20 protein-coding genes and 1 riboswitch are annotated in these 23,931 nt (G+C 72.0%); of the genes, 5 read left to right on the top strand and 15 right to left on the bottom strand.

The window, feature by feature from the left end; all coding sequences use genetic code 11:
- Nucleotides 1–52 precede the first annotated feature (52 nt).
- Together mnmA and ACZ6Y7_RS15315 are read right to left on the bottom strand one after the other, a co-directional pair.
- Nucleotides 53–1,189, bottom strand: a complete 1,137-nt coding sequence (gene mnmA / locus ACZ6Y7_RS15320) for a tRNA 2-thiouridine(34) synthase MnmA (RefSeq protein ID WP_465758359.1) — start codon at nt 1,187–1,189, stop codon at nt 53–55.
- A gap of 48 nt (nt 1,190–1,237) precedes the next feature.
- Complete coding sequence (locus tag ACZ6Y7_RS15315; protein WP_465758358.1) at nt 1,238–2,419, bottom strand: cysteine desulfurase family protein; 1,182 nt, start codon at nt 2,417–2,419, stop codon at nt 1,238–1,240.
- A gap of 207 nt (nt 2,420–2,626) precedes the next feature.
- On the opposite strand from ACZ6Y7_RS15315, the gene ACZ6Y7_RS15310 reads away from it, so the two are divergent.
- Nucleotides 2,627–3,394 (top strand): IclR family transcriptional regulator, encoded by a 768-nt coding sequence (locus ACZ6Y7_RS15310; protein ID WP_465758357.1) that lies wholly within the window; start codon nt 2,627–2,629, stop codon nt 3,392–3,394.
- Here ACZ6Y7_RS15310 and ACZ6Y7_RS15305 read toward each other — a convergent pair.
- From ACZ6Y7_RS15305 to ACZ6Y7_RS15270, 8 genes are all read right to left on the bottom strand, one after another.
- The gene (locus tag ACZ6Y7_RS15305) at nt 3,300–3,959 is read right to left on the bottom strand and encodes a trimeric intracellular cation channel family protein (RefSeq protein WP_402225129.1); all 660 of its coding nucleotides are present in this window, start codon (nt 3,957–3,959) and stop codon (nt 3,300–3,302) included. The genes ACZ6Y7_RS15310 and ACZ6Y7_RS15305 overlap by 95 nt on opposite strands.
- A gap of 204 nt (nt 3,960–4,163) precedes the next feature.
- The gene (locus ACZ6Y7_RS15300) at nt 4,164–5,210 is read right to left on the bottom strand and encodes an ABC transporter ATP-binding protein (protein WP_465758356.1); all 1,047 of its coding nucleotides are present in this window, start codon (nt 5,208–5,210) and stop codon (nt 4,164–4,166) included.
- Nucleotides 5,211–5,244: 34 nt separating this feature from the next.
- On the bottom strand, nt 5,245–6,315 hold the full coding sequence (locus tag ACZ6Y7_RS15295; protein WP_465758355.1) for an ABC transporter ATP-binding protein: 1,071 nt from the start codon (nt 6,313–6,315) through the stop codon (nt 5,245–5,247).
- Nucleotides 6,312–7,322 carry an ABC transporter permease gene (locus ACZ6Y7_RS15290; RefSeq protein WP_402225135.1) on the bottom strand — a complete coding sequence of 337 codons (1,011 nt, stop codon included), beginning with the start codon at nt 7,320–7,322 and terminating at the stop codon, nt 6,312–6,314. The genes ACZ6Y7_RS15295 and ACZ6Y7_RS15290 overlap by 4 nt, the downstream gene beginning before the upstream one ends.
- 98 nt (nt 7,323–7,420) lie before the next feature.
- Entirely contained in the window at nt 7,421–9,178 is a 1,758-nt protein-coding gene (locus ACZ6Y7_RS15285; RefSeq protein WP_465758354.1) for an ABC transporter substrate-binding protein, read from the bottom strand.
- A gap of 54 nt (nt 9,179–9,232) precedes the next feature.
- The gene (locus tag ACZ6Y7_RS15280; protein ID WP_402225140.1) at nt 9,233–10,222 is read right to left on the bottom strand and encodes an ABC transporter permease; all 990 of its coding nucleotides are present in this window, start codon (nt 10,220–10,222) and stop codon (nt 9,233–9,235) included.
- A gap of 459 nt (nt 10,223–10,681) precedes the next feature.
- On the bottom strand, nt 10,682–11,626 hold the full coding sequence (locus tag ACZ6Y7_RS15275) for an enhanced serine sensitivity protein SseB C-terminal domain-containing protein (RefSeq protein WP_465758353.1): 945 nt from the start codon (nt 11,624–11,626) through the stop codon (nt 10,682–10,684).
- Between the two features lie 116 nt (nt 11,627–11,742).
- Nucleotides 11,743–12,546, bottom strand: a complete 804-nt coding sequence (locus ACZ6Y7_RS15270) for an enhanced serine sensitivity protein SseB C-terminal domain-containing protein (RefSeq protein WP_465758352.1) — start codon at nt 12,544–12,546, stop codon at nt 11,743–11,745.
- A 184-nt stretch (nt 12,547–12,730) separates the two neighbouring features.
- A riboswitch (glycine riboswitch) is annotated at nt 12,731–12,835 on the top strand.
- 231 nt (nt 12,836–13,066) lie between these two features.
- On the opposite strand from ACZ6Y7_RS15270, the gene gcvT reads away from it, so the two are divergent.
- The 4 genes from gcvT to ACZ6Y7_RS15250 all read left to right on the top strand — a co-directional run bounded on the left by gcvT (nt 13,067) and on the right by ACZ6Y7_RS15250 (nt 17,598).
- Nucleotides 13,067–14,188 (top strand): glycine cleavage system aminomethyltransferase GcvT, encoded by a 1,122-nt coding sequence (gene gcvT, locus ACZ6Y7_RS15265; RefSeq protein ID WP_465758351.1) that lies wholly within the window; start codon nt 13,067–13,069, stop codon nt 14,186–14,188.
- A 99-nt stretch (nt 14,189–14,287) separates the two neighbouring features.
- A complete protein-coding gene (gene gcvH, locus ACZ6Y7_RS15260; protein WP_465758350.1) occupies nt 14,288–14,665 on the top strand; it encodes a glycine cleavage system protein GcvH in 378 nt (125 codons plus the stop codon).
- 84 nt (nt 14,666–14,749) lie between these two features.
- Nucleotides 14,750–16,030 carry a serine hydroxymethyltransferase gene (gene glyA, locus ACZ6Y7_RS15255; protein WP_465758349.1) on the top strand — a complete coding sequence of 427 codons (1,281 nt, stop codon included), beginning with the start codon at nt 14,750–14,752 and terminating at the stop codon, nt 16,028–16,030.
- 200 nt (nt 16,031–16,230) lie between these two features.
- A complete protein-coding gene (locus ACZ6Y7_RS15250; protein ID WP_465758348.1) occupies nt 16,231–17,598 on the top strand; it encodes an L-serine ammonia-lyase in 1,368 nt (455 codons plus the stop codon).
- Between the two features lie 119 nt (nt 17,599–17,717).
- Here the strand turns inward: ACZ6Y7_RS15250 and ACZ6Y7_RS15245 are convergent, their stop codons facing one another.
- The 5 genes from ACZ6Y7_RS15245 to ACZ6Y7_RS15225 all read right to left on the bottom strand — a co-directional run bounded on the left by ACZ6Y7_RS15245 (nt 17,718) and on the right by ACZ6Y7_RS15225 (nt 23,880).
- Nucleotides 17,718–18,656: a DMT family transporter gene (locus ACZ6Y7_RS15245; protein ID WP_465758347.1), complete on the bottom strand. Its 939-nt coding sequence runs from the start codon at nt 18,654–18,656 to the stop codon at nt 17,718–17,720.
- Between the two features lie 494 nt (nt 18,657–19,150).
- Nucleotides 19,151–19,696 carry an ATP-binding protein gene (locus ACZ6Y7_RS15240; RefSeq protein ID WP_402225165.1) on the bottom strand — a complete coding sequence of 182 codons (546 nt, stop codon included), beginning with the start codon at nt 19,694–19,696 and terminating at the stop codon, nt 19,151–19,153.
- Between the two features lie 139 nt (nt 19,697–19,835).
- Nucleotides 19,836–21,050 carry a L,D-transpeptidase gene (locus tag ACZ6Y7_RS15235; RefSeq protein WP_465758346.1) on the bottom strand — a complete coding sequence of 405 codons (1,215 nt, stop codon included), beginning with the start codon at nt 21,048–21,050 and terminating at the stop codon, nt 19,836–19,838.
- A 179-nt stretch (nt 21,051–21,229) separates the two neighbouring features.
- Nucleotides 21,230–22,477, bottom strand: coding sequence for a L,D-transpeptidase (locus ACZ6Y7_RS15230; RefSeq protein ID WP_465758345.1), 1,248 nt, complete (start codon nt 22,475–22,477; stop codon nt 21,230–21,232).
- A 164-nt stretch (nt 22,478–22,641) separates the two neighbouring features.
- Nucleotides 22,642–23,880 (bottom strand): L,D-transpeptidase, encoded by a 1,239-nt coding sequence (locus ACZ6Y7_RS15225; RefSeq protein WP_465758344.1) that lies wholly within the window; start codon nt 23,878–23,880, stop codon nt 22,642–22,644.
- Nucleotides 23,881–23,931 lie beyond the last annotated feature (51 nt).

Below are 23,931 nucleotides of genomic sequence, written 5' to 3'. Positions count from 1 at the left end.
CGGTTCCCGGACCCGGGCCCGCCGGCGCGCTCCTTCTCCGGGCAGCCGCTTCTCAGGCCTTGACGGCCGGGCGCTCGGTCGTGGCGATGGTCGCGGAGCCGACCACGCGGGTGCCGTCGTAGAGCACCACGGCCTGGCCGGGGGCGATGCCGCGGACCGGGGTGTCGAGCTGGACTCGGAGTTCGCCGTCGACCACCGAGGCGGAGACCGGCACCTCTTCGCCGTGGGCGCGGAGCTGGGCGGTGTAGCGGCCGTCGGCCAGGGGCTCGGTGCCGCACCAGCGGGGGCGGATGGCGGTCAGCCCGGTGACGTCCAGGCCCTCGACCGGGCCGACCGTCACGGTGTTGTTCACCGGGGAGATGTCGAGCACGTACCGCGGCTTGCCGTCCGCCGCCGGGCGGCCGATCCGCAGGCCCTTGCGCTGGCCGATGGTGAAGCCGTACGCGCCGTCGTGCTCGCCGAGCTTGGTGCCGTCGACGTCGAGGATGTCGCCGGTCGCCGTGCCGAGGTGCCTGGCCAGGAAGCCCTGGGTGTCGCCGTCGGCGATGAAGCAGATGTCGTGGCTGTCCGGCTTCTTCGCCACCGCGAGGCCCCGGAGCTCGGCCTCGGCCCGGATCTCCTCCTTGGTGGTGTCACCGAGCGGGAAGAGGGAGTGGGCGAGCTGGTCGGCGTCGAGCACGCCCAGCACGTACGACTGGTCCTTCGCCGCGTCGACGGCCCGGTGCAGCTCCCGCGAGCCGTCCGGCAGGTCGACGATCCGGGCGTAGTGGCCGGTGCAGACGGCGTCGAAGCCCAGCGCGACCGCCTTGTCCAGCAGCGCGGCGAACTTGATCTTCTCGTTGCAGCGCAGGCAGGGGTTCGGGGTCCGCCCGGCGGCGTACTCGGCGACGAAGTCGTCGATGACGTCCTCGCGGAACCGCTCCGCCAGGTCCCAGACGTAGAAGGGGATGCCGATCACGTCGGCGGCCCGCCGGGCGTCCCGGGAGTCCTCGATGGTGCAGCAGCCGCGGGCGCCGGTGCGGAAGGACTGCGGGTTGGCGGACAGCGCCAGGTGGACGCCGGTCACCTCGTGGCCCGCTTCGACGGCGCGGGCGGCGGCGACGGCGGAGTCGACTCCGCCGGACATCGCCGCGAGCACGCGCAGGCGGCCGGTGGACGGAGTGGTCGGGGCACCCGGGAAGTCAGTCATGGTGAGTACAAGAGTACGTGGCCGAGGGACGTGCCCGACCGGAAGAACCTACCGCCGGACCGACGCCAGGCCCGCGTTGCGCGCCCGCTGCACCACCGGGCCGATGGCCTGCGCCAGCGCCGTGACGTCCGCCCGCACCGAGGTGTGGCCGAGCGAGAACCGCAGCGAGGCGCGTGCCAGCAGCGGGTCGACGCCCATCGCGAGCAGCACGTGGCTGGGCTGCGGCACCCCGGCCGTGCAGGCCGAGCCGGTGGAGCACTCGATGCCGGCCGCGTCCAGCAGCATCAGCAGCGCGTCGCCCTCGCACCCGGGGAAGGAGAAGTGGGCGTTGGCGGGCAGCCGGCCCTCGCCCTTCGGATCGCCGTTGAGCACCGCGTCCGGCACCGCCGCCAGCACCTGCGCGACCAGGGAGTCCCGCAGCGCGCCGAGGGTGGCCGCCTGCTCCGCCCGCTTCTCCACCGCCACCGCCGCGGCGGCCGCGAAGCCGGCCGCACCGGGGGCGTCCAGGGTGCCGGAGCGGACGTCGCGCTCCTGGCCGCCGCCGTGCAGCAGCGGCACGGGCGTGGCGCCCCGGGAGAGCAGCAGCGCGCCGATGCCGAACGGGCCGCCGATCTTGTGGCCGGTGACGGTGAGCGCGGTGAGCCCGGAGTCGGCGAAGGAGACCGGGACCTGACCGAGCGCCTGCACCGCGTCGGCGTGCATCGGGACGCCGTACTCGGCGGCCACGGCCGCGAGTTCGCGCACCGGCTGGACGGTGCCGACCTCGTTGTTGGCCCACATCACGGTGGCCAGCGCGACCGAGGAGGGGTCGCGCTCGATCGCCGCGCGCAGGGCCTCGGGGTGCACCCGGCCGTACTCGTCCACCGGCAGGTACTCGACCTCGGCGCCCTCGTGCTCGGAGAGCCAGTGCACCGCGTCCAGTACGGCGTGGTGCTCGACCGGGCTGCACAGCACCCGGGTGCGGGCCGGGTCGGCGTCCCGGCGGGCCCAGTAGAGGCCCTTGACGGCCAGGTTGTCGGACTCGGTGCCGCCGCCGGTGAGGACGATCTCGCTCGGGCGGGCGCCGAGCGAGTCGGCGAGCGACTCGCGGGCCTCCTCGACCACCCGGCGGGCCCGGCGGCCGGCCGCGTGCAGGGACGAGGCGTTGCCGACCACCCCCAGGTGCGCCGACATCGCGGCGATCGCCTCGGGCAGCATCGGCGTGGTCGCCGCATGGTCCAGGTATGGCATAACCATCCGATTGTAGAGGGCAGCGGGGCGCGGCCCTCCAGTCCTGCGCATCGATCCGGCCACCGCGCGAACGGGCCGGTCACCGGCCGGCACCTCGCCAGTGGTCTGTACCAATGCCGGACGTCGGCGTCCGGCGCCGGTTTGTACCACTACGCCCCCCAGCGGTTAGCCTGACGCCCCACCTCTCAGCGGATCCACGGGGGCGCCATGTCGCAGTCGGTCGACCGCGCGCTGACCCTGCTCGGCGCGCTCGGCGAGGCCCCGCTCTCGCTCGACCAGGCCGCGAGCAGCCTCGGAGTGCACAAGTCCACCGCGCTGCGGCTGCTGCGCACCCTGGAGGAGCACGGCTTCGCGCGCCGCCAGCCCGACCTGCGCTACCGGCTCGGCGGCCGGGTGCTGTCGCTGGCCGAACGGGCGCTGGAGGACTTCGACGTCAGGCAGGTGGCCGCACCGTACCTGGCCGCGCTCAACGCCCGCTGCGGGTTCACCGTCCGGCTCGCGGTGCTGCACGACGGCGAGGTGCTGTACCTGGACGAGGTGGCCGGGCCGGCCGACGCCGGGCCGTCCCGGATCGGGCGCCGCGCCCCGGTGACCGGCACGGCGGTGGGCCGGGTGCTGCTGGCCGGCCTGCCGGCGGACGGCGAGCGGGACGAGCCCGAGCTGGCGGCGGTGCGCCGCCGGGGCTGGGCGGCCGAGTCCGCCGAGCACCGGGAGGCGGTGACCTGCGTGGCCGCGCCGGTCGCGGGCAGCGGCGGCCGGACGGTCGCGGCCTGCGCGCTGAGCGCTCCGGCCGGCCGGGTGGCGGCGGCCGAACTGGCCCGGATGGTGCCGGAGCTGCTCTGCACGGCCGAGGCGATCTCGCTCGCGTACGGCGGCTCGCCTACTCCTCGCTGGTGCGAGAACCGTTGCGGTGCCAGGCCCGCGGGGCGCGCCAGCCGTACCGCAGGGCGAGCATCCGCAGCCCGAAGGCGGTGAGCGCGGCGGCGGTCCCGGTCAGGCCGGTGAGCCGGTCGGCGGCGATCAGGGTCGCGACCAGGGCGGCGCCGACCAGGGCAGGGACGGCGTAGATCTCGCGGTCCCAGCGCAGCAGCGAGGGGATCTCCCCGGCCAGCACGTCGCGGATCACGCCGCCGCCGGCCGCGGTCACCATGCCGAGCGCGATGGCCGCGACCGCGCCGAGGCCGTAGTCGTGCGCCTTGGCGGTGCCGGTGACGCAGAACAGCCCGAGCCCGAGCGCGTCCAGGGCCTGCACCGCGCGGTTGATCCGCTCGACCTCGGGGTGCAGGAAGAACACCACCAGCGCGGCGGCGAGCGGGGTCAGGAAGTAGCCCAGGTTGGTGAACGCGGCGACCGGGGTGGCCCCGATCACCAGGTCGCGCATCACCCCGCCGCCGAGCGCCGTGGCCTCCGCCAGCACGCAGATCCCGAAGATGTCCATGTTCTTGCGGACGGCGAGCAGCCCCCCGGAGAGGGCGAAGACGAAGATGCCGGCGAGGTCCAGCGACTGCTGCACGTCGGAGGGGAAGATCTGCGAGGTCACCGCACAACTATGACTTGTCCGGAATCCTCCCCTCCACGTGCGGTCGCAGGAGGCGACCGCCTCCGGCGTCCTCCCGGGGGCGGTCTCAGGGGTTCTCCGGGCCGCGCCGGGCGATCCCCTCGCTGCGTCCGGGGCCGCGCCAGTCGTCCCCCTCGCTGCGCCCGGGGCCGCGCCGGCCGCCCCCTCGCTGCGCCCGGGGCCGCGCTAGTCGTTCCCTTCGCTGCGCTCAGGGAAGTGACACGCCACCTGGTGTCCCGTCTTCAGTGCCACCAGCGGCGGCTCCTGGGCGGCGCAGACGTCCTGCGCCTTCCAGCAGCGGGTGCGGAAGCGGCAGCCGCTGGGCGGGTTGATCGGGGACGGCACGTCGCCGGTGAGCAGGATCCGCTCGCGGCCGGCGCGCTGGCGGCGGCGCGGGTCGGGGACCGGCACGGCGGACATCAGCGCGTTGGTGTACGGGTGCATCGGGCTGCGGTAGAGCGAGTCCCGGTCGGCGATCTCCACGACCTTGCCGAGGTACATCACCGCCACCCGGTCCGAGACGTGCCGGACCACCGAGAGGTCGTGCGCGATGATCAGGTAGGTCAGGCCGAGTTCCTGCTGGAGGTCGTCCAGCAGGTTGACCACCTGGGCCTGGATGGAGACGTCCAGCGCGGAGACCGGCTCGTCCGCGACGATCATCTTCGGCTTCAGCGCGAGCGCCCGGGCGATGCCGATGCGCTGGCGCTGGCCGCCGGAGAACTCGTGCGGGTAGCGGTTGTAGTGCTCGGGGCTGAGGCCGCAGAGCTCCAGCAGTTCCTGGACGGCCTTCTTGAGCCCGCCCTCCGGCACCGCGTCCTGCAGCTTGAACGGCGCGCCGACGATGGTGCCGACGGTGTGCCGCGGGTTCAGCGAGGAGTACGGGTCCTGGAAGATCATCTGGATGTCGCGGCGCAGCGGCCGCATCGCCCCGACGCTCAGGTGGGTGATGTCGGTGCCCTCGAACTCGATCTTCCCGCCGGTCGGTTCGTCCAGCCGGGTGACCAGTCGGCCCATGGTCGACTTGCCGCAGCCGGACTCACCGACGACGCCGAGCGTCTCTCCGGCGTTGACGGTGAAGTCGATGCCGTCGACGGCCCGCACCGCGCCGGTCTGGCGCCGCAGCAGCCCGCTGCGGATCGGGAAGTGCCGGGTCAGGCCGGTCACCCTGAGCAGCGGCTCGCGGTCGGGGGCGGGGGCCGGCGACGGGATCGGTGCCGCCTGAGTGTCCGTCATCGGTTCTCTCCAGAAGGGTGGTACGAGGCCGGGCTCACAGCCGGGGGGCGATCTCTTCGGCGAAGACGCGGTGCCGTTCCGCGGCCGGCAGGTGGCAGGCCGCGAAGTGCCCGGGCGCGGCCTCGGCCAGGGCCGGGACCTCGCTCGTGGAGCGCCCGCCGGTCAGCTCGGCGTACGGGCAGCGCGGGTGGAAGGCGCAGCCCGTCGGCACGTTGATCAGGCTGGGCGGGGTGCCCTTGACCGGCACGAGCCGGTCCTGCAGTTCCCGGTCCAGGCGCGGCATCGAGCCCAGCAGGCCCCAGGTGTAGGGGTGTTCGGGCGCGTCGAAGAGGGTCTCGGCCGGTCCGCGCTCGACGCACTTGCCGCCGTACATGACCAGGATGTCGTCGGCCAGCTCGGCGACGACCCCGAGGTCGTGGGTGATGATGATGACGGCGGAGCCGAACTCCTCCTGGAGGTCGCGGATGAGGTCCAGGATCTGCGCCTGGACGGTGACGTCCAGGGCGGTGGTGGGCTCGTCGGCGATCAGCAGTGAGGGGTCGTTGACCAGGGCCATGGCGATCATCGCGCGCTGGCGCATGCCGCCGGAGAACTGGTGCGGGTAGTCGTCGACCCGGCGGTCGGGCTGCGGGATGCCCACCCGGTCGAGCATCTCGACGGCGCGCGCCCGGGCCTGCTTCTTGGTGGCCTGGGGGTGGTGCACCCGGTAGGCCTCGACGATCTGCTGCCCCACCGTGTAGTAGGGGTGCATCGCGGTCAGCGGGTCCTGGAAGATCATCGCGAGTTCGCGGCCGCGCAGTTGGCGCACCCGGTCCGGGCCGGCCGCGATCAGGTCCTCGCCGTTCAGCCGGATCTCGCCGCTGATCCGGGCCCGCTTGGAGCGGTGCAGGCCCATGATGCCCAGCGAGGTGACGGACTTGCCGGAGCCGGACTCGCCGACGATGCCGAGGGTGCGGCCCTTGTGGAGGTCGAAGCTGACCCCGTCCACCGAGCGGACCAGGCCGTCGTCGGTGTCGAAGTGGATCCGCAGGTCGCGCACGGAGAGGAAGGGCTCGCCGGTCGGGTTCTGCGCGGCGTCCGACGGGGTCTTCTGGAGGTCGGTCACGAGAGCCTCACGCGGGGGTCGACGAGGGCGTACAGGAGGTCGACCACGAGGTTGCAGGCGACGATGAAGAAGGCGGCGAGCAGGGTGACGCCGAGGATCTTGGGCAGGTCGTTGTCGGAGATCGCCTGGACGGCGAACTGGCCGACGCCCTGGAGCGAGAAGACCTGCTCGGTGATCAGCGCACCGCCGAGCAGCAGCCCGAGGTCCATGCCGAAGATGGTGACGATCGGGGTGAGCGCGGCGCGCAGCCCGTGCCGGGTGACGACCTTGCGCTCGACCAGGCCCTTGGCGCGGGCGGTGCGGATGTAGTCCTCGCTCATGGTCTCCAGCATTCCGGCGCGGGTGAGCCGGGCGTAGAGCGCGGAGTAGAGGAAGGCCAGCGAGATCCACGGGAGGATCAGGTTGCGGGCCCACATCAGCGGGTCGTCGGTGAAGTTCACGTACTGCAGGTTGTCCAGGATCGGCCACTCGTAGCTGAACAGCGTGAGCAGCAGCGCGCCGGTGAAGAAGACCGGCAGCGAGACGCCGGCGAGGGCGACGCCCATGGAGAGCCGGTCGAAGATCGACCGCGGCTTGAGGGCGGAGACGACGCCGGTGGCGACGCCCGAGACCAGCCAGAGCACCGCCGCGCCGATGGCGAGCGAGATGGTGACCGGGATCCGCTTGGACAGCTCGGGCCAGACCTCCAGGTGGTTCTTGAAGGAGTAGCCGAAGCAGGGCACGTGGCAGGTGGCCGGTTCCGGCCCGAACTTGTACTCGGCGCCGCTGACCAGGGCCTTGAGGAAGTCCCAGTACTGGGCGTACAGCGGCTTGTCGAGGCCGAGGTTCTGCTTGACCGCGGCGATCGCCTCGGGTGAGGGGTTCTTCCCGATGTACTGGGCGGCCAGTTGGTCGGCCGTCTCGCCGGCGACGCGCGGGAGCAGGAAGAAGATCGCGAAGGTGACCGCGCTGACGACCAGCAGCAGAAGCACCGCCGCGAAGATCCTGCGGATGATGTAGGCAAACACAGTTGGGCGGCTCCGGCGGCCCGCCGCCGTCCGGGATCCTCCGGACGGCGGCGGGCGCCGCTGCCTTCACCTGCCTTCAGGGATGCGGAGCCAGGCTCTTACTTGGTGCCGATGTTCAGGTAGTCGTACTCACCCGAGAACGCCGCGGTGGAGGCCAGGTTGGTGGCGTTGTCCGGGCGGTACAGGAAGACCTTGAAGTAGGTCAGCGGGACGATGACGGCCTGCTCCATGACCTTCTTGTCGATGTCGCCGTAGATCTTCTCGCGGGCGGCCTTGTCCGGGTTGACGGCGGCGTCGTCGATCAGCTTGTTGACCGCCGGGTCGTTCAGCTGGGACAGGTTGCTGTTGCCGGAGGCCTTGATCGCGCGGCCGTCGACGATCTGCTGCAGGAAGCCGTAGCCGGTCGGCCAGTCGGCGCCCCACTGCATCATCATCAGACCGATGTTGTGGTCCTGGGTGAACTGCGGGGCACCGGCGCTGTCGGTCAGGTACTTGCCCTGCGGGTACTGCTGGATCTCGGCGTTGATGCCGACCTTCTTCAGCGCGGCCTGGATCGAGGTGGCCGCGGCGACCTCGGTGGCGCGCTCGGTGCGGGCCGAGATGACGGTGTTGATGCTGTCCTTGCCGCAGGCCTTCAGGGCGTCCTTGGCCTTGGCCTCGTCACCCTTGTTGTCCTTGGTCTCGAACAGGTTGAAGTCCTGGTGGCCCGGGATGTCCGGCGGGAGCACCGTGTTGGCGATCTGGCCGCGGATCGGGCCGCCGACGGCGGTCTGCACCGAGACCTTGTCGATCGCGAACTGGACGGCCTTGCGGCAGTCGACGTTGTCGAACGGCGCGACCTTGGAGTTGATCGCCATGTAGACCAGGCGACCGCCGTAGGCGTTGTCGGTGTTGGCCTTCAGCTTCGGGTTCTGCAGGATCTGCGCCTGGGTCTGCGGGTCGACGCCGCCGCCCACCAGGTCGACCTGGGCGTTGCCGGCCAGCAGGTCCTTGTCGATGGTGGCCTGGTCGATGTTCATCTTGAGCACGATCTTGTCCGGCAGCTGCTTGCGGATCGGATCGGTGCTCTTGTCCCAGTTGGTGTTCGGGACCAGGACGGCCTGCTTGCCGTCCTCGTAGGACTCGAACTTGAAGGAGCCCGAGGACACGATGTGCTTGACGTAGTCGGCACCGGTGTCCTTGGCCTGCGGGACGGGCGCGGTCTGCGGGGCGCTGACCAGGTAGTCGAAGTCCGCGAACGGGTGCTGCAGGTGGAAGACGATCGTGGTGTCGTCGGGGGTCTCGATCGACTTCAGGTCACCTTCCTTGTCCTTGTACGGGCCCGCGTACGGCGTCGGGTTGTCGACCAGCAGGTCGTGGAAGTAGGTCGGGCCGTTGGAGTTCACGTCCGGCGCGAAGTTGGAGCGCTCGACGGCGTACTTGACGTCCTTCGAGGTGATCGGGGTGCCGTCGTCGTACTTCAGGCCCTTGCGCAGCTTGTACGTCCAGGTCAGGCCGTCCGCGCTCTGCTGGCCCATCGACTCGGCGAGGTCCGGGACGAGCTTGTTGCCCTCCTCGCCGGCGGCCGGGTTGAAGGTGGTCAGCGGGCGGGCGTACAGGCGCGAGAAGTTGTAGATGTAGGCGTAGTACGTGTTGCCCGGGTCGAGCGAGTCCGGGGTGCCCTTCATCTCGAAGGTGACCGTCCCGCCCTTCTTGTCCGAGGCGTTGACGATGCCCTTGGTGGCCGCGTTGGCGCCACCGCCGGCAGCGGAGGACGAGCTGTCGTCGCTCTTCTTGGTCGAGCTGTTGCAGCCGGTCACGACCAGGACCGCGGCGGCTGCCGCCGCGGTCAGGGCGACGGTACGGGACCTACGCATGGGAGAGATCAACCCCTTGAGGATGTGGAGGCGGTGGAGGTTCCTGACGCTGGGTCAGTTGCTCTTGGGATCGAGGGCGTCGCGCAGCCCATCGCCGAGCAGGTTGAAGGCGAGCACGGTGATGAAGATCGCCAGACCGGGGACCACCATGTACTGGGGGTCCACCTGGTAGTACCGGATCGCGTCCTGGAGCATCCCGCCCCAGGAGGCCTGCGGAGGCTGGATGCCGACGCCGAGGAAGCTCAGGCCCGCCTCGAAGAGGATGTTGGTCGGGATCAGCAGGGTCGAGTAGACCAGGATCGGACCGACCAGGTTCGGCAGCAGCTCCTTGAACAGGATGAACGGGCCGCGGGCGCCGAGGCTGCGGGCCGCGTGCACGAACTCCCGCTCGCGCAGCGAGAGCGTCTGACCGCGCACGATCCGGCCCATGTAGGGCCAGTTGAAGAAGCCGATCACGAAGATCAGCACCATGATGTGCAGCGGGAGGCCGTGCAGGCCGAACGCGCCGCCCTGCAGCGAGGTCGAGATCGCGATCGCGAACAGCAGCAGCGGGAAGGCGAGGAAGACGTCCATGACGCGGCTGATCAGCGTGTCCACCCAGCCGCCGTAGTAGCCGGCCATGATGCCGAGCACGGTGCCGATGGTGTTGGACAGCACGGTCGCGCCGAAGGCGACCAGCAGGGAGACCCAGGAGCCCTCGATGACCCGGGTGAGCAGGTCGCGGCCCTGCAGGGGGTCGATGCCGAGCGGGTGGTCCCCGCTCATGCCGCCCCAGTCGCCGAGCGGGAGACCGCCCAGGTCGGGGTCCAGCAGGTCCTGGTGGAGGGCGTCCGGGTCGAGCCCGAACACCGACTCGATCGGCTTGGCCAGCACGGCGAGCAGGATCAGCAGGATCACCACGACGCCGCCGGCGACGGCGGCCTTGTCCCGCTTGAAGCGGGTCCAGGCGATCTGGCCGAGGGAGCGGCCCTCGATCTTCTTGGCCGGGCCGGCGGCGGCTGCTGCCTCCGGCTCGTTCCCGGCGGTGGTCACGGATGCGGTCATGGTCAGTTGGTCCCCTCGCCGACGGTGGCCGGCCCACGGGTGCCGGTCGCCGGCTTCGGCGGTGCGGCTGCGGACGTGCGAAAGGTGCTAGGAGGAGCGGGTGTTTCGTGGCAGCGCGTCGTGCACAGGTGCTGCCACCACGCGGGATGGGCGTCGCGTGGGCGAGCGGGTCGGCGTTCGCGCTCACCTTTGTGGGGTTCCAATGCGCGGTGCGTTGCGCAGAACTCTCTGCCATGCGACTTGGCTTACGCCAGACCTGACAACCGACAGATGCCCAACTGTGATCTGCAGGCATGCACCTCCCCGATCTCCGGCATATACCTCTTCACATGGCTGTTACAAGCATGTCAAGATGACCGCGGGGACCAAGCGGAAATTCGTCCGGAAAGCATCGAAGCCGACTTGACGGACAATCAAGTCGGCTTCGGGTGGGGATTTCGGCGAGCGGCGGTTTTCCGGTCAGCGCCCGGGGTAGCCGGGCCACGGCCGCTGGGGCTGCTGCTGCCAGCCCGGCGCGGGCGGCTGCGTGCCGTACGCCCACCCGGGCGTCGGCTGCCCCGGTACCGGCTGTCCCGGCATCGAGTGGGCCGGGTACGCGGGCGGCGGCACCGGCGGGTAGGGACCGGTCGCCGGGCGTCCGGCCTCCCGGTCGAAGAACGGCCGCGCGTGGGCGCGCATCCACAGCGCCACCGGGTCGTACTCGTCCGACATCGCCACCGTGGACACCGCGAGCCCCTCCGGCGCCACCGCGATCGCCCGCTGCATCAGCGCGCGCACCGCCTCCACCGCCGGCGGCGAACTCTCGTACAGGTCCAGGCCGATCGCCAGGTACGGCTCCCCCACGGCCGGCTGCACCCAGGCCCGGCGCAGCGCCCGCACCGCGCGCACCTCGCTCGCCTGGCGCTCCAGCAGCGCGAAGAACTGCTGGGCGTTGACCTGCGGCTCGCTCAGCTTCAGCGGCCCGGCCGGCAGCCGGTCCAGGCCCGCCGCGATCCGCCGCAGGTCCGCCCAGGGCACGCCGACGCCCCCGCCGGGCGCGTGCGGGTTGAGCCACAGGCCCCAGCGGGTGCGGTACAGCGAAGCGGCGATCTCCCGGCCGGAGATGACCTCGTGGGCCCGCGCCCAGCCGGAGGCGGCGAGCTGCTCGGGCGAGGTGACGGCCGGCGCGTAGCCGTGGCCGCTGATCTCCATGTTCCCGTACTGCGCGTCCGGACTGCCCGGCGTGCCGTGCCAGAGCAGCATCCAGACCCGGCCCTCGGCGAGCGCGTGCAGCAGCCGCTCGTACGCGTCGTAGCGCTCCGGCGCGACCTCGCGCAGGGCCTGCTCCAACGCGCCCGGGTCAGCTCCCGGGTGCCCGGCCGGCGCCTGGCCCCAGGGCCCGCCCGCTCCCGTTCCCGCACTCATGCGCCCACCTCGCCGCGCCTCTTTCCTCGAACCCGCCGGCCCGTCGGCCGTCTGCACGCACCCTATGGCGCGGCACCGGCCACCGCCACGGCGACGTGCCTACGAACAAACCCCGCTCACGCCCGTGCGTAGAAGGGCATGACCCGGGTGAGCAGCCACTCGACCACCGGGTCGTCGGCGAGGTCGAGCAGTACGAGGTGGACGCCGCCCGGCAGCGGCGCGGTTCCCAGCGCGCGGCCGAGCGCGTCGTTCACCGCGGCCGGGTCCGCCGGGGCCGCCGGATCCAACTGGACGCCCACGAACATCACGGTCGGCTCGCCCTCGATGCTGGCCAGCGCCCGGCGGGCGGTCAACACCCCGGGAAGGGCCGAGAGTTCGGCCCGGCAGGCGGCCAGGAAGTGCTCCGGGTCCTCACCCGGCACCGGCTCGCGCAGCGCCACCCGGCCGCCGGTCGGCGCGGCCGGGTCCTCGGCGCCCTCCCAGCGGTCCTCGCGCGGACCCCGGCGCAGCTCGGCCACGCCCTGCGGCGGCACCGGGATGCCCACCGGCGCCTCCGGGTTCACCGCGATGCCCACGCCCAGCGGCAGCCCGCGCGCGAACTCCCAGACCGGCGCGATCGCGAAGGCCAGGCCCGGCGCGTGCTGCAGGAACACCTCCTGCGAGGAGAACACCGGGACGTACGGGTCGCCGCCCAGCTCGATGATCGGCAGGTCCAGCGACTGCCCCTGTGGGTCCGCCCCGGCGGGCAGCGGCACCCACACCCGGCTGCGGCCCAGCACCTCGATCACCCGCGGCGTCGCCCCCGAGTCGCCGAGGGCCGAGGTCAGCACCTGCTCAAGCTCGTTGGCCGGCCACGCGCCGCCCGCGGGCATCCCGTCCGGACCGCCCCACCCCTGCTGCTGCTCCACCGGGTACCCCATGCGCCGCCGATTCCGCCCTCTGCCGGTCGGCCGCCCTCTGCTGCGCCGACGCGGAGCAGTCTAGGGCCCGCGTCCGGGTCGGCCCGTGTGACCGGGTCCCCCCTCCCCTCCTCCGCGCGGACGTGCCATGATGTGCGCGTCCGACGGCATGCGCCGCGGGCCCCACAACTCCATACCGGCCGCTCGAACCCGCGCGGGAGAGCCCGGAGTGCCGCCTCGGCGGCACGGCCGGCGCCGAAGGAGCAAGTCCTCCCCGGAATCTCTCAGGCCCCCCTACCGCACGGGTTAGGCACATCTGGAAAGCGGCGCACGGCCATGTCGCGCGCCCACCCACGGTGCAAGCCGCCATGCTGTCCCCCAAGCTGGAAACGGCTGCGGGCCGGCGGGGCGGTGAAGCTCTCAGGTACGACGACAGATGGGGAGACCCACGCCGCCGCATGCCCGCGCGCAGGGTCGGCCCCCGAGCGGGTCCGGTCCGGTGCGTGCACCCCCGAGTGCCCCGACCGAGGAGTTCCTGGCCATGTCGTCCCTCCGCCTGACCGCGCTCGACGCGCTGCACCGCGCCCTCGGCGCGACCATGACCGACTTCGCCGGCTGGGACATGCCGCTGCGCTACGGCAGCGAGCGCGAGGAGCACCTCGCCGTCCGCACCAAGGCCGGTCTGTTCGACCTCTCCCACATGGGCGAGATCACCGTCACCGGCCCGCAGGCCGGCGAGATGCTGGACCACGCGCTGGTCGGCTTCGTCTCCGCGCTCGGCGTGCTGCGCGCCCGCTACACCATGATCTGCGCCGAGGACGGCGGCATCCTGGACGACCTGATCGTCTACCGCCTGCGCGAGGACGCCTACCTGGTGGTCGCCAACGCCTCCAACGCCCAGCTGGTCCTCGACGAGCTGATCGCCCGCGCCAAGGGCTTCGACGCCGTCGTCACCGACGACCGCGACACCTACGCGCTGATCGCCGTCCAGGGCCCGGAGTCCACCGCGATCCTCGCCGGGACCACCGACGCCGACCTGCCCGGCCTCAAGTACTACGCGATCCTCCCGGCCACGGTGGCCGGCCACGAGGTGCTGCTGGCCCGTACCGGCTACACCGGCGAGGACGGCTTCGAGATCTTCTGCCGCCCGGCCGACGCCGAGGGGATCTGGCAGGCGCTGACCGCCGCCGGCGAGGGCCGCGGCCTGATCCCGTGCGGGCTGTCCTGCCGCGACACGCTGCGCCTGGAGGCGGGCATGCCGCTGTACGGGCACGAGCTGTCCACCGACCTCACCCCGTTCGACGCCGGTCTGGGCCGGGTCGTCCGCTTCGACAAGACCACCAACGAGGGCGCCTTCGTGGGCCGCAAGGCGCTGGAGCAGGCCGCCGCCGCGGCCGAGGCCAACCCGCCGCGGGTGCTGGTCGGCCTGGTCTCCGAGGGCAAGCGCGTTCCGCGCGCCGAGTACACCGTGGTCTCCACCGACGCCACCCCGATCGGCCGGATCACCTCCGGCGCGCCCTCCCCGACGCTGGGCCGGCCGATCGCGATGGCCTACGTCGACGCCGCCCACGCCGCCCCCGGCACCACCGTCGCGGTGGACGTGCGCGGCAAGCACGAGCCGGTCGAGGTCGTGGCGCTGCCCTTCTACAAGCGCGCCCGCTGACCGCCCGGCCAGCCCCCGTTTTCCCATAGACGCAGGTCGTAGCCGTCCGAGCGGCGGCCCGCTTCGTCGTACCCGCTTCCCATCCTGGAGAATGACGCCATGAGCAACCCCCAGCACCTGCAGTACACCAAGGAGCACGAGTGGCTGACCGCCGCCGAGGACGGTGTCTCGACGGTCGGCATCACCAAGCACGCCGCGGACGCGCTCGGTGACATCGTCTACGTGCAGCTGCCCGAGGTGGGCGAGACCGTGACCGCCGGCGAGACCTGCGGCGAGCTGGAGTCCACCAAGTCGGTCAGCGACCTGTACTCCCCGGTGACCGGCGAGGTCACCGAGGTCAACCAGGACGTCCTGGACGACAACGGCCTGGTCAACAGCGCCCCCTTCGAGGGCGGCTGGCTGTTCAAGGTGCGCGTCGAGGCCACCGACGAGCTGCTCAGCGCCGACGAGTACGACGCGCTCACCCACAGCAGCTGACCCGCTCGTGACCGGGCGGGCCGCGCGCACGCCGGCCCGCCCGCACCGCGGCCCCCGTCCCTCCTCCCCCGGGAAGACCACACCATGACGGTTCTCAACCAGTCCCTGCACGCCCTCGACCCGGAGATCGCCGCCGCGGTCGACGCCGAGCTGCACCGCCAGCAGACCACCCTGGAGATGATCGCCTCCGAGAACTTCGCCCCGGTGGCGGTCATGGAGGCCCAGGGCTCGGTGCTCACCAACAAGTACGCCGAGGGCTACCCCGGCCGTCGCTACTACGGCGGCTGCGAGCACGTCGACGTGGTCGAGCAGATCGCGATCGACCGGATCAAGGCCCTGTTCGGCGCCGAGCACGCCAACGTCCAGCCGCACTCCGGCGCGCAGGCCAACGCCGCCGCGATGTTCGCGCTGATCCAGCCGGGCGACACCATCCTGGGCCTGAACCTGGCCCACGGCGGTCACCTGACCCACGGCATGAAGATCAACTTCTCCGGCAAGCTCTACAACGTGGTCGCGTACCACGTGGACGAGAAGACCGGCCAGGTCGACATGGCCGAGGTCGAGCGCCTCGCCAAGGAGCACCAGCCGAAGCTGATCATCGCCGGCTGGTCCGCCTACCCGCGCCAGCTGGACTTCGCCGCGTTCCGCCGGGTCGCCGACGAGGTCGGCGCGCTGCTCATGGTGGACATGGCGCACTTCGCCGGCCTGGTGGCCGCCGGGCTGCACCCGAACCCGGTGCCCTACGCGGACGTGGTCACCACCACCACCCACAAGACCCTGGGCGGCCCGCGCGGCGGCGTCATCCTGTCCAAGGCCGAGTACGCCAAGAAGATCAACTCCGCGGTCTTCCCCGGCCAGCAGGGCGGCCCGCTGGAGCACGTGATCGCCGGCAAGGCGGTGGCCTTCAAGGTCGCGGCGTCGGAGGAGTTCAAGGAGCGCCAGCAGCGCACCCTGGAGGGCGCCCGGATCCTCGCCGAGCGCCTGCTGCAGGCCGACGTCGCCGAGGCCGGCGCGTCCGTCCTGTCCGGCGGCACCGACGTCCACCTGGTCCTGGTCGACCTGCGCAACAGCCAGCTCGACGGCCAGCAGGCCGAGGACCGCCTGCACGAGGTCGGCATCACCGTCAACCGCAACGCCGTCCCCAACGACCCGCGCCCGCCGATGGTCACCTCGGGCCTGCGGATCGGCACCCCGGCCCTGGCCACCCGCGGCTTCCGGGCCGAGGACTTCCGCGAGGTCGCCGACATCATCGCCGAGGCGCTCAAGCCCGCCTTCGACGAGACCGTCGCCGCCGCGCTGAAGGCCCGCGTCACCGCGCTGGCCGAGAAGTACCCGCTGTACCCGAACCTGGCCAACCAGGAGTAGTCCGCGGCGGCCGGAAGCGGACGACCGGCCGCAGGTGACCGGCGTCACCCCGCCGGCGCACCTGGGGCCCCGGGGCACCGCGCACACTGGACAGTGCGCGCGGTGCCCCGTCCCGTGTCGGCCCCCGCCCGTCCGTAGCCCCGCTCCGCCCCACGCCCCGCCCGCAAGCCCCTCCACGAGACCCGACAAGGACGTCCCCCGTGGCCATCAGTGTCTTCGACCTCTTCTCCATCGGCATCGGCCCGTCGAGCTCCCACACCGTGGGCCCGATGCGCGCCGCCCGGATGTTCGCCCGCCGACTGCGGTCCGAAGGCCTGCTGGCCCAGGTGACGGGTGTGCGCGCCGAGCTGTACGGCTCGCTCGGCGCCACCGGCCACGGCCACGGCACGCCGAAGGCCGTCCTGCTCGGCCTGGAGAACAACTCGCCCCGCACCGTCGACGTCGACCAGGCGGACAAGGACGTCGAGCGGATCACCGCGGAGAAGCGGATCAACCTGCTCGGCGAGCACCCGATCGACTTCGACCCGGACAGCCAGCTGGTGCTGCACCGCCGCCGCTCGCTGCCGTACCACGCCAACGGCATGACCCTCTGGGCGTTCGCCGCGGACGGCTCGACGCTGCTGGAGAAGACCTACTACTCGGTCGGCGGCGGCTTCGTCGTCGACGAGGACGCGATCGGCGCCGACCGGGTCAAGCCGGACGACACCGTGCTGCGCTACCCCTTCCGCACCGGCGAGGAACTGCTGCGGCTCACCCGCGAGACCGGGCTGTCCATCTCCGGTCTGATGCTGGAGAACGAGAAGGCCTGGCGCAGCGAGGAGGAGATCCGCACCGGGCTGCTGGAGATCTGGTCCGTGATGCAGGAGTGCGTGCGGGCCGGCATGACCCGCGAGGGCATCCTGCCGGGCGGCCTCAAGGTCCGCCGCCGGGCCGCCTCGGGCGCCCGGGCGCTGCGCGCCGAGGGCATCGGCCCGGCCAACGCGATGGAGTGGGTGACCCTCTACGCGATGGCGGTCAACGAGGAGAACGCCTCCGGCCGCCGGGTGGTCACCGCGCCGACCAACGGCGCGGCGGGCATCATCCCGGCCGTCCTGCACTACTACCTGAACTTCATCCCGGGCGCCGACGACGACGGCATCGTCCGCTTCCTGCTCGCGGCCGGCGCCATCGGCATGCTGTTCAAGGAGAACGCCTCCATCTCCGGCGCCGAGGTCGGCTGCCAGGGCGAGGTCGGCTCGGCCTGCTCGATGGCCGCGGGCGGCCTCGCCGAGGTCCTCGGCGGCACCCCCGAGCAGGTCGAGAACGCCGCCGAGATCGGCATCGAGCACAACCTCGGCCTCACCTGCGACCCGGTCGGCGGCCTGGTCCAGATCCCCTGCATCGAGCGCAACGGCATGGCCTCGGTCAAGGCCGTCACCGCGGCCCGGATGGCGCTGCGCGGCGACGGCCGGCACCACGTCTCGCTGGACAAGGCCATCAAGACGATGAAGGAGACCGGCGCCGACATGAAGATCAAGTACAAGGAGACCTCGCGCGGCGGGCTCGCCGTGAACGTCATCGAGTGCTGATCGCGCGCTGAGCGGGCGCCGGTCCCGCGCCCCGGCCCTCGGAGTGGAGTTCCCCTCCACCCCGGGGGCTTTCGCCCACCCCTCCGACCGACGGGTCGTCGGGAAGCCCGTGAGCGCGGCTACCGACGGGCCGGCAGGGCGAGCAGGGCCAGCCCGCCGGCCAGCACCGCGAGCCCGCACCAGGAGACGGCCGGCAGCCGCTCCCCGAGCGCCAGCACGCCCAGCACGGCGGCGACGGCCGGCTCCGCCAGGGTCAGCGCGGTGGCCGTCTGGGCGGTGGCGTGCCGCAGGCCGAGGCCGAACAGCCGGTACGCCAGGTAGGTGGTGACGACGGCGAGGTGCAGGACGACACCCGCTCCCCGGACCGACAGCAGCCACCCCACCGGGCCCAGCGCCACCACCGGCAGCACCAGCAGTGCCGCCCCGCCGAACATCGCCCCCATCACCCCGGCGGACGGCCGCCCGGCCGCGATCAGCCGCCCGCCGATCAGCGAGTACACCGCGTACGAGAGCCCGGAGAGCGCCGCCAGCAGCACCCCGAGCGGGTCCACCGCGGCGCCGTGCCCGGCGACTTGGGGGCCCAGCACCAGCACCGCGCAGCCGAGCACGGCCAGCGCGGTGGCCGCGGCCCAGCGCCCGCTCGGCCGGCCCTGCCGGGCGAGCCGGCCGAGCAGCCCGGTGAACACCGGGGCGCTGCCCAGCGCGATCACCGTCGCGACCGCGACCCCGGTCCGGGTCACCGCCGGGTAGAAGGTGAGCGGATAGCCCGTCACCGCGACGGCGCCGAGCGCGAGCAGCCGGCGCTCGACCGGCCCGCACGCCCGGGGCAGTCGGCGGGCGGAGCGGTCGGAGAGGAACAGCAGCATCCCGCCGAGCACCAGGGCGGCGGCCCCGACACCCGCCGCCGGGGCGCCCGCGGGCACCAGCGAGGCGGCGGTCCCGGTGGTGCCCCAGAGCAGCGCCGCCCCCAGGATCGGGACCGGTCCGCCGAGCGCGCCGGTACGGCGGGCGGGGCGGGGCGCGCGGGAAGCGGGGATCGAGCGCACAGGCTCGGACAAACGATTCGGCACAGTCGTGAACTTCCGTCGTCGAAGACCGTCAGGGGTTCCGAGAACGGACGCACGTCACAGCCCCGCGGCGGCCTCAGCGGGCCGGAAGCGGGGCAGGGGGGTCAAGCCACCGATGCGCGCCCGTCAGGCGCCGAGAGGTGGCAGGACGACGTGCCAGTAGAGGTCCACGGGCCCGATGCTACCCAGGGCTCCCGGCCGATGTCGCGAATTCTCCACGATCATGAATATTCACAGGCATCGGCGTGAACCTATGCAATATCCAAAGGTGAACTAGGTTACAAACCTTGGATTCCCAGCCATCCAGTTTGCCCGCATGCTGAGATCCGTGCGATAGTCGAGGCATACTTCGGCGGGCCCGACCTGGCACTGCCGACGCCCATCGCACGGCACGCACCCCCTTGGCCGACGCGATGACTTGCAGGGGCCCCCATCCGCCGGACCACGGCGAACACCGGGGGCCCCGCGTGTTTTCCGGAGCCCGCTCAGCCCCGCTCCCGCACCTTGAGCTCGAACCAGACCCCCTTGCCCCGCGGCAGCAGGTCCGCGCCCCAGCGGTCGGAGAGGTCGTCGACGATCTTCAGTCCCCGCCCGCGCTCGTTCACCGGCTTGGGCTCGGCGAGGATCATGCAGGGCAGCGCGCGGGAGGAGTCGCGGACCTCGACCCGCAACCAGCCGGGCTTCCGGCTGACGTGCAGACCGATGGTGCGACCGGCGGCGTGCCGCACCGCGTTCGACACCAGCTCGCTGGTGAGCAACTCCCCGGCCTCCAGGTGCTGGTGGAGGTCCCAGGACTCCAGGACGGAGAGCACCAGGCGGCGCGCCACCGGGCCGGACTCCGGCCGGGACGGCAGCCGCACCTCGTTCGGCGAGGACTGATCGCACAGCCTGCCCGAATACATCTCCTCCAGCTCCTCGGAGCTGAGCCGCTCCAGCGCCGAGAGCCCTCCCTGGACGTCGCTCCAGGACGCCTCGGCGACCGTGCCGGCCCCGGGAACCGATGACTGATCTGTTTCGCCCCAACCCGCCATGCGGACCATCATTGCGGAACGCAAGCAGCCGCGTACGGACAATGAGCAAACGATCTCGCGCGGGTCGGCATATGCCGGGTGCATGGCGGGGCCGACCCGGACCGGCTCACGTCAAGCCCGGGTTGACCCCCGACGGCTCCTACCAGGCGCTCCACGGCAGGTTCCAGCCACTCAGCCCGTTCGACGGGTCGAGCGTCTCCTTCTTGGTCGAGTTCTTCACGATCACCACGTCCCCGACCAGGGAACCGTCGTAGTAGGTGCCCATCGAGGTGGAGTCCCCACCGCCCTTGACGTCCTTGAGGCCCACGCAGCCGTGGCTGACGTTGTCCTCGCCGAAGGCGTTGCTCCAGTAGTTGCCGTGCACGTAGGTGCCGGAGTCGGTGAGCCGCATCGAGTGCGGCACCTGCAGGTCGTACGGCGCACCGGTCATGCCGGGCAGGGTGCTGGACTGCATCCGCACCACGCCCTCCTTGGCCATGACCACCATCGTCCCGTTCCAGGTGGGGTGTTCGGGCGAGCCGGAGGTGATGTCGATGTCGTTCGACTGCCCGGCGGTCACCACCGTCATCCGGTGCGCGGCGGCGTCAACCGTCGAGATCCGGGATCGCCCGATCGTGAAGGGCTCGTCCCGGTCGGAGCCGTACACCCCGGGGGCGATCTCGACGCTCTTGAGGCGGTAGTGCACGACCACCTTGGTCCCGGCGGCCCAGTACTGCTCGGGACGGAAGTCCAGCCGGCGGTCGCCGAACCAGTGGCCCTTGACCACGGTGCCGTCGGAGGCCTCGAAGCTGATGCCCTTGACCACCGCGTCCTTGTTCTTGACGTCCTTGCTGAAGTTCACCGAGACGATCATGCCGACGCCGTAGGTGGCGTCGTTGTCCACGTTGTCGGAGGCCTTGGCCAGCGCCGTGGGGGTCAGCGTGGTGAAGTCGCTGTCCGCCGTGGCGACCGCGCCGTCCGCGTCCGCGGCCATCGCGCTGACCCGGTAGGCGGTGCCCACGGCCAGGGCGGCCGAGGGCGTCCAGGAGGCGCCGTCGGCGGAGATGGTGCCGGGGACCTCCTTGCCCGTCCGGTCGCTCACCTTCACGGTGGTGAGCTTGCCGCCGGTCGCGCCGATCCTCAGCGCGCTCGGCGCCACGTCCACCGCACCGGCCGCGGGCTCGATGCTCACCGCGGCCTTCGAGACCTTCGGCACGGCGCTGGTGGGCGCCGCCGCCGGCTTGGCGGTGGCCGCGCCGGCCCCCAGATCGGCCTTGGCCGCGCCGCCGCCCCCGCCGCCCCCGCCGCACGCCGCGGTGAGCGCCATCGCCCCGCCGACCAGACCGACGGCCACCACTCTGCGTATCGACCTCACGCCGATCCCCTCCCTCTGACATCCCCGAACCCACGACGGACCCGACCGGGTACACGCACCCGGCCACCGGAAAGGTTGCGCCACACGAGCGGCTCCCCACCCCGGGAATCCGAGCGGCCCGACCCCAACGGGTGAGGATCGGGCCGCTCGGTGAAACCCACTGGACTGCGGGGTAGGGCCTACCAGTTGGCCCAGTCCACGTTCCAGCCGCCGAGCCCGTTGGAGGGCGCGACGGTCTTCTCCTTGGTGTTCACGATCTTGATGACGTCGCCGACCATCGAGTCGTTGAAGAACTTGCCCGCCACCGAGGTGTCGCTGCCGCCCTTGACGTCCTGCATCGACACGCAGCCGTGGCTGGCGTTGGTCTTGCCGAAGGGGCTCGCCCAGTAGTTGCCGTGCACGAAGGTGCCGGAGGTGGTCAGCCGCATCGCGTGCGGGACGTCCTGGATGTCGTACTCGCCGCCGAGACCGACGGTCTGCGAGTTCATCCGGGTGACCTTCTCCTTGGACATGACCACCATGGTCCCGCCCCAGGACGGCGTGGCGTCCGCGCCCAGGGTGACCGGCACCGTCGTGGTCTGGCCGCCCCGGTCGATGGTCATCTGGTGCGACTTGGCGTCCGCCGTGGAGATCTGCGAGCGGCCGATGGTGAAGGGCTCGTCCTTGTCGACGTCGCCGTAGACGCCCGGCGAGACCTCGACGTTCTTCAGCCGGTAGTGGATCGTGACCTTGGTGTCCGGCTTCCAGTACTGCTCCGGGCGGAAGTCCACCCGGGTGTCGCCGAACCAGTGGCCCTTGACCACGGTGCCGTCGGAGGCCTCGAAGCTGATGCCCTTGACCACCGCGTCCTTGTTCTTGACCGGCTTGTTGAACTCCACCGAGACGATCATGCCGACGCCGTAGGTGGCGCCGTCGCTGATGTTGTCGTTGGTGGAGATCTTCTTCTCCGGCGTCAGGGTGGTGAACGAGGTCGTGGACGCGGCCACCAGGCCCTCGGCGTCCTTGGCCTGCGCGTTCACCTTGTACGCCATGCCGACGGTGAGCGCCGCGGCGGGCTTCCAGGCGGTGCCGTCCGGGGTGATCGCGCCCTGGACCGGCTTGCCGTCCTTGTCGGTCACCTCGACGGTGCTGAGCTTGCCGTTCGAGACGGACACCTGCAGCCCGTTCGGCTGGACGTTCTGGGCACCGTCCTTCGGCTCCACGGCGATCACCGCGGCCGAGGTCTTCGGCGCCGCGGAACCGCCCGCGCCCGCGTCCGCCGACGCCGGCACACTGGCCGCGGCAGAGCCGCCCGACCCCCCGGAGCCGCCGCCCTTGTCGTCGTTGCAGGCCGCCGTGAGCAGCAGGACGCCACCCATGACCAACGCCATCGCCCCGTTGCGCCCACCGGCGCGTATCGCGGCGCCGACCGTCTTACCCGTCTTCACGGTTTCTCCCCTCCCGGTATCCACTCTCTTGACGCGTTGAGTGCCCCGATGAGTTGCACCGGGTGCCGATCATTCGCGTCGGTCTGCGGACGCGTCGGAGCAGGATAACCGGGCCGTCCGGGTGAATCCTCGGGGGAGTCCGGTGAACCGGGCGTGAAGACCTCCTACCTCAGTGCGCTCCCGGCCACCCACTGCTCCCAGGAGAGGTTCCAGCCGTTGAGCCCGTTCTGCGGCGGCACGAAGTCCCCGGCCGAGGCCTTCACCTCCACCACGTCCCCCGGGACGGTGTGCTCGAACAGCCAGCCCGCCGGGGTGTCCTTGCTCGTGCCGCCCTTGACGTCGGCCAGGCCGAGGCAGCCGTGGCTCGTGTTGGCGCTGCCGAACACCTTCGGGTCCGCCCAGTAGTTGCCGTGCAGGAACGTTCCCGAGCTGGTCAGCCGCATCGCGTGCGGGACGTCCTTGATGTCGTACTCGTCACCCATGCCGACGGTCTGCGAGTTCATCCGGGTCACCTTGTACTTCTCCGACACCACCATCACCCCCCGGTACGTGGAGTGCTCGGGACTGCCGCCGGAGACCTTCAGCACCCGGACAACCTTGCCGTCCGTCCGAACCGTCAGGGTGTGCGCGTCCAGGTCCACGGTCGAGACCTGCGCCCGGCCGACGGTGAAGTGCAGGTCCCTGTTCTGGCTCCCGAACGCCCCCGGCGCCCCCTGCACGTCCTTCAGCCGCAGCGCCACCGACACCTTCGTGCCGGCGGCCCAGTACTGCTGCGGCCGGAAGTCCAGCCGCTGGTTGCCGAACCAGTGCGCGGCCACCGCCACCGGCGGATCGGCACTCACCTGCACCGCCCGCTCCACCGCCGCCCGGTCCGCGATCGGACGGCTGAAGCGCAACGAGACCGGCATCCCCACCCCGACCGTGGACCCGTCCTCCGGCGTGAAGAAGGCCACGAAGGTGTGCGCCCGGGCCACCGTCGAGAACGCCGCGTGCTGAGCCGCCTTCTGCCCCTGGTCGTCCTCCGCCACCGCGTCCAACGTGAACGCCGTCCCCAACGGCAACGGCCCGTCGGGCACCCACCCCGCCCCGTCCGGCCCGATCGTGCCCGGCACCTCCACCCCCTTCCCGTCCGCCAACCGCACCGACACCAACCGCCCCTGCGCCACACTCACCCGCACCGCCCCCTCCGGCTGCACGTCCTGCACCCCGTAGACCGGCACCACCGTGACCACCGCCCGCGACGGGCCGGCCGGCGCCGTACTCACCCCCACCTCCACCGCCCCCGCCCCGTCCCCCACCACGCCCCCGCCCCCGCCCCCGCCCCCACCACACCCCGTCAGCGCCCCCACACACCACACCACCACCGCCACACCCCGCGCCCACACCCGTCCTCGGCGCCACATCCCCGGGGGCCTCCCACTCTTCGCGTCCACGTCCCAGCACAACGACCCCCG

The organism is Kitasatospora sp. NPDC053308 (genome assembly GCF_055585785.1).
The sequence above is the reverse complement of the archived record's forward strand: the minus strand, read 5'-3'. Positions and strand labels throughout refer to the sequence as shown.

What these genes read in the sequence shown, in the direction of transcription:
- ACZ6Y7_RS15270 (WP_465758352.1), bottom strand. Translation starts at nt 12,546, where the DNA reads ATGGGGTACCCGGTGGAGCAGCAGCAGGGGTGGGGCGGTCCGGACGGG.
- ACZ6Y7_RS15310 (WP_465758357.1), top strand. Translation starts at nt 2,627, where the DNA reads ATGTCGCAGTCGGTCGACCGCGCGCTGACCCTGCTCGGCGCGCTCGGC.
- mnmA (WP_465758359.1), bottom strand. Translation starts at nt 1,189, where the DNA reads ATGACTGACTTCCCGGGTGCCCCGACCACTCCGTCCACCGGCCGCCTG.
- ACZ6Y7_RS15240 (WP_402225165.1), bottom strand. Translation starts at nt 19,696, where the DNA reads ATGGCGGGTTGGGGCGAAACAGATCAGTCATCGGTTCCCGGGGCCGGC.
- ACZ6Y7_RS15315 (WP_465758358.1), bottom strand. Translation starts at nt 2,419, where the DNA reads ATGCCATACCTGGACCATGCGGCGACCACGCCGATGCTGCCCGAGGCG.
- ACZ6Y7_RS15285 (WP_465758354.1), bottom strand. Translation starts at nt 9,178, where the DNA reads ATGCGTAGGTCCCGTACCGTCGCCCTGACCGCGGCGGCAGCCGCCGCG.
- glyA (WP_465758349.1), top strand. Translation starts at nt 14,750, where the DNA reads ATGACGGTTCTCAACCAGTCCCTGCACGCCCTCGACCCGGAGATCGCC.
- ACZ6Y7_RS15280 (WP_402225140.1), bottom strand. Translation starts at nt 10,222, where the DNA reads ATGACCGCATCCGTGACCACCGCCGGGAACGAGCCGGAGGCAGCAGCC.
- ACZ6Y7_RS15300 (WP_465758356.1), bottom strand. Translation starts at nt 5,210, where the DNA reads ATGACGGACACTCAGGCGGCACCGATCCCGTCGCCGGCCCCCGCCCCC.
- ACZ6Y7_RS15275 (WP_465758353.1), bottom strand. Translation starts at nt 11,626, where the DNA reads ATGAGTGCGGGAACGGGAGCGGGCGGGCCCTGGGGCCAGGCGCCGGCC.
- gcvT (WP_465758351.1), top strand. Translation starts at nt 13,067, where the DNA reads ATGTCGTCCCTCCGCCTGACCGCGCTCGACGCGCTGCACCGCGCCCTC.
- gcvH (WP_465758350.1), top strand. Translation starts at nt 14,288, where the DNA reads ATGAGCAACCCCCAGCACCTGCAGTACACCAAGGAGCACGAGTGGCTG.
- ACZ6Y7_RS15225 (WP_465758344.1), bottom strand. Translation starts at nt 23,880, where the DNA reads ATGTGGCGCCGAGGACGGGTGTGGGCGCGGGGTGTGGCGGTGGTGGTG.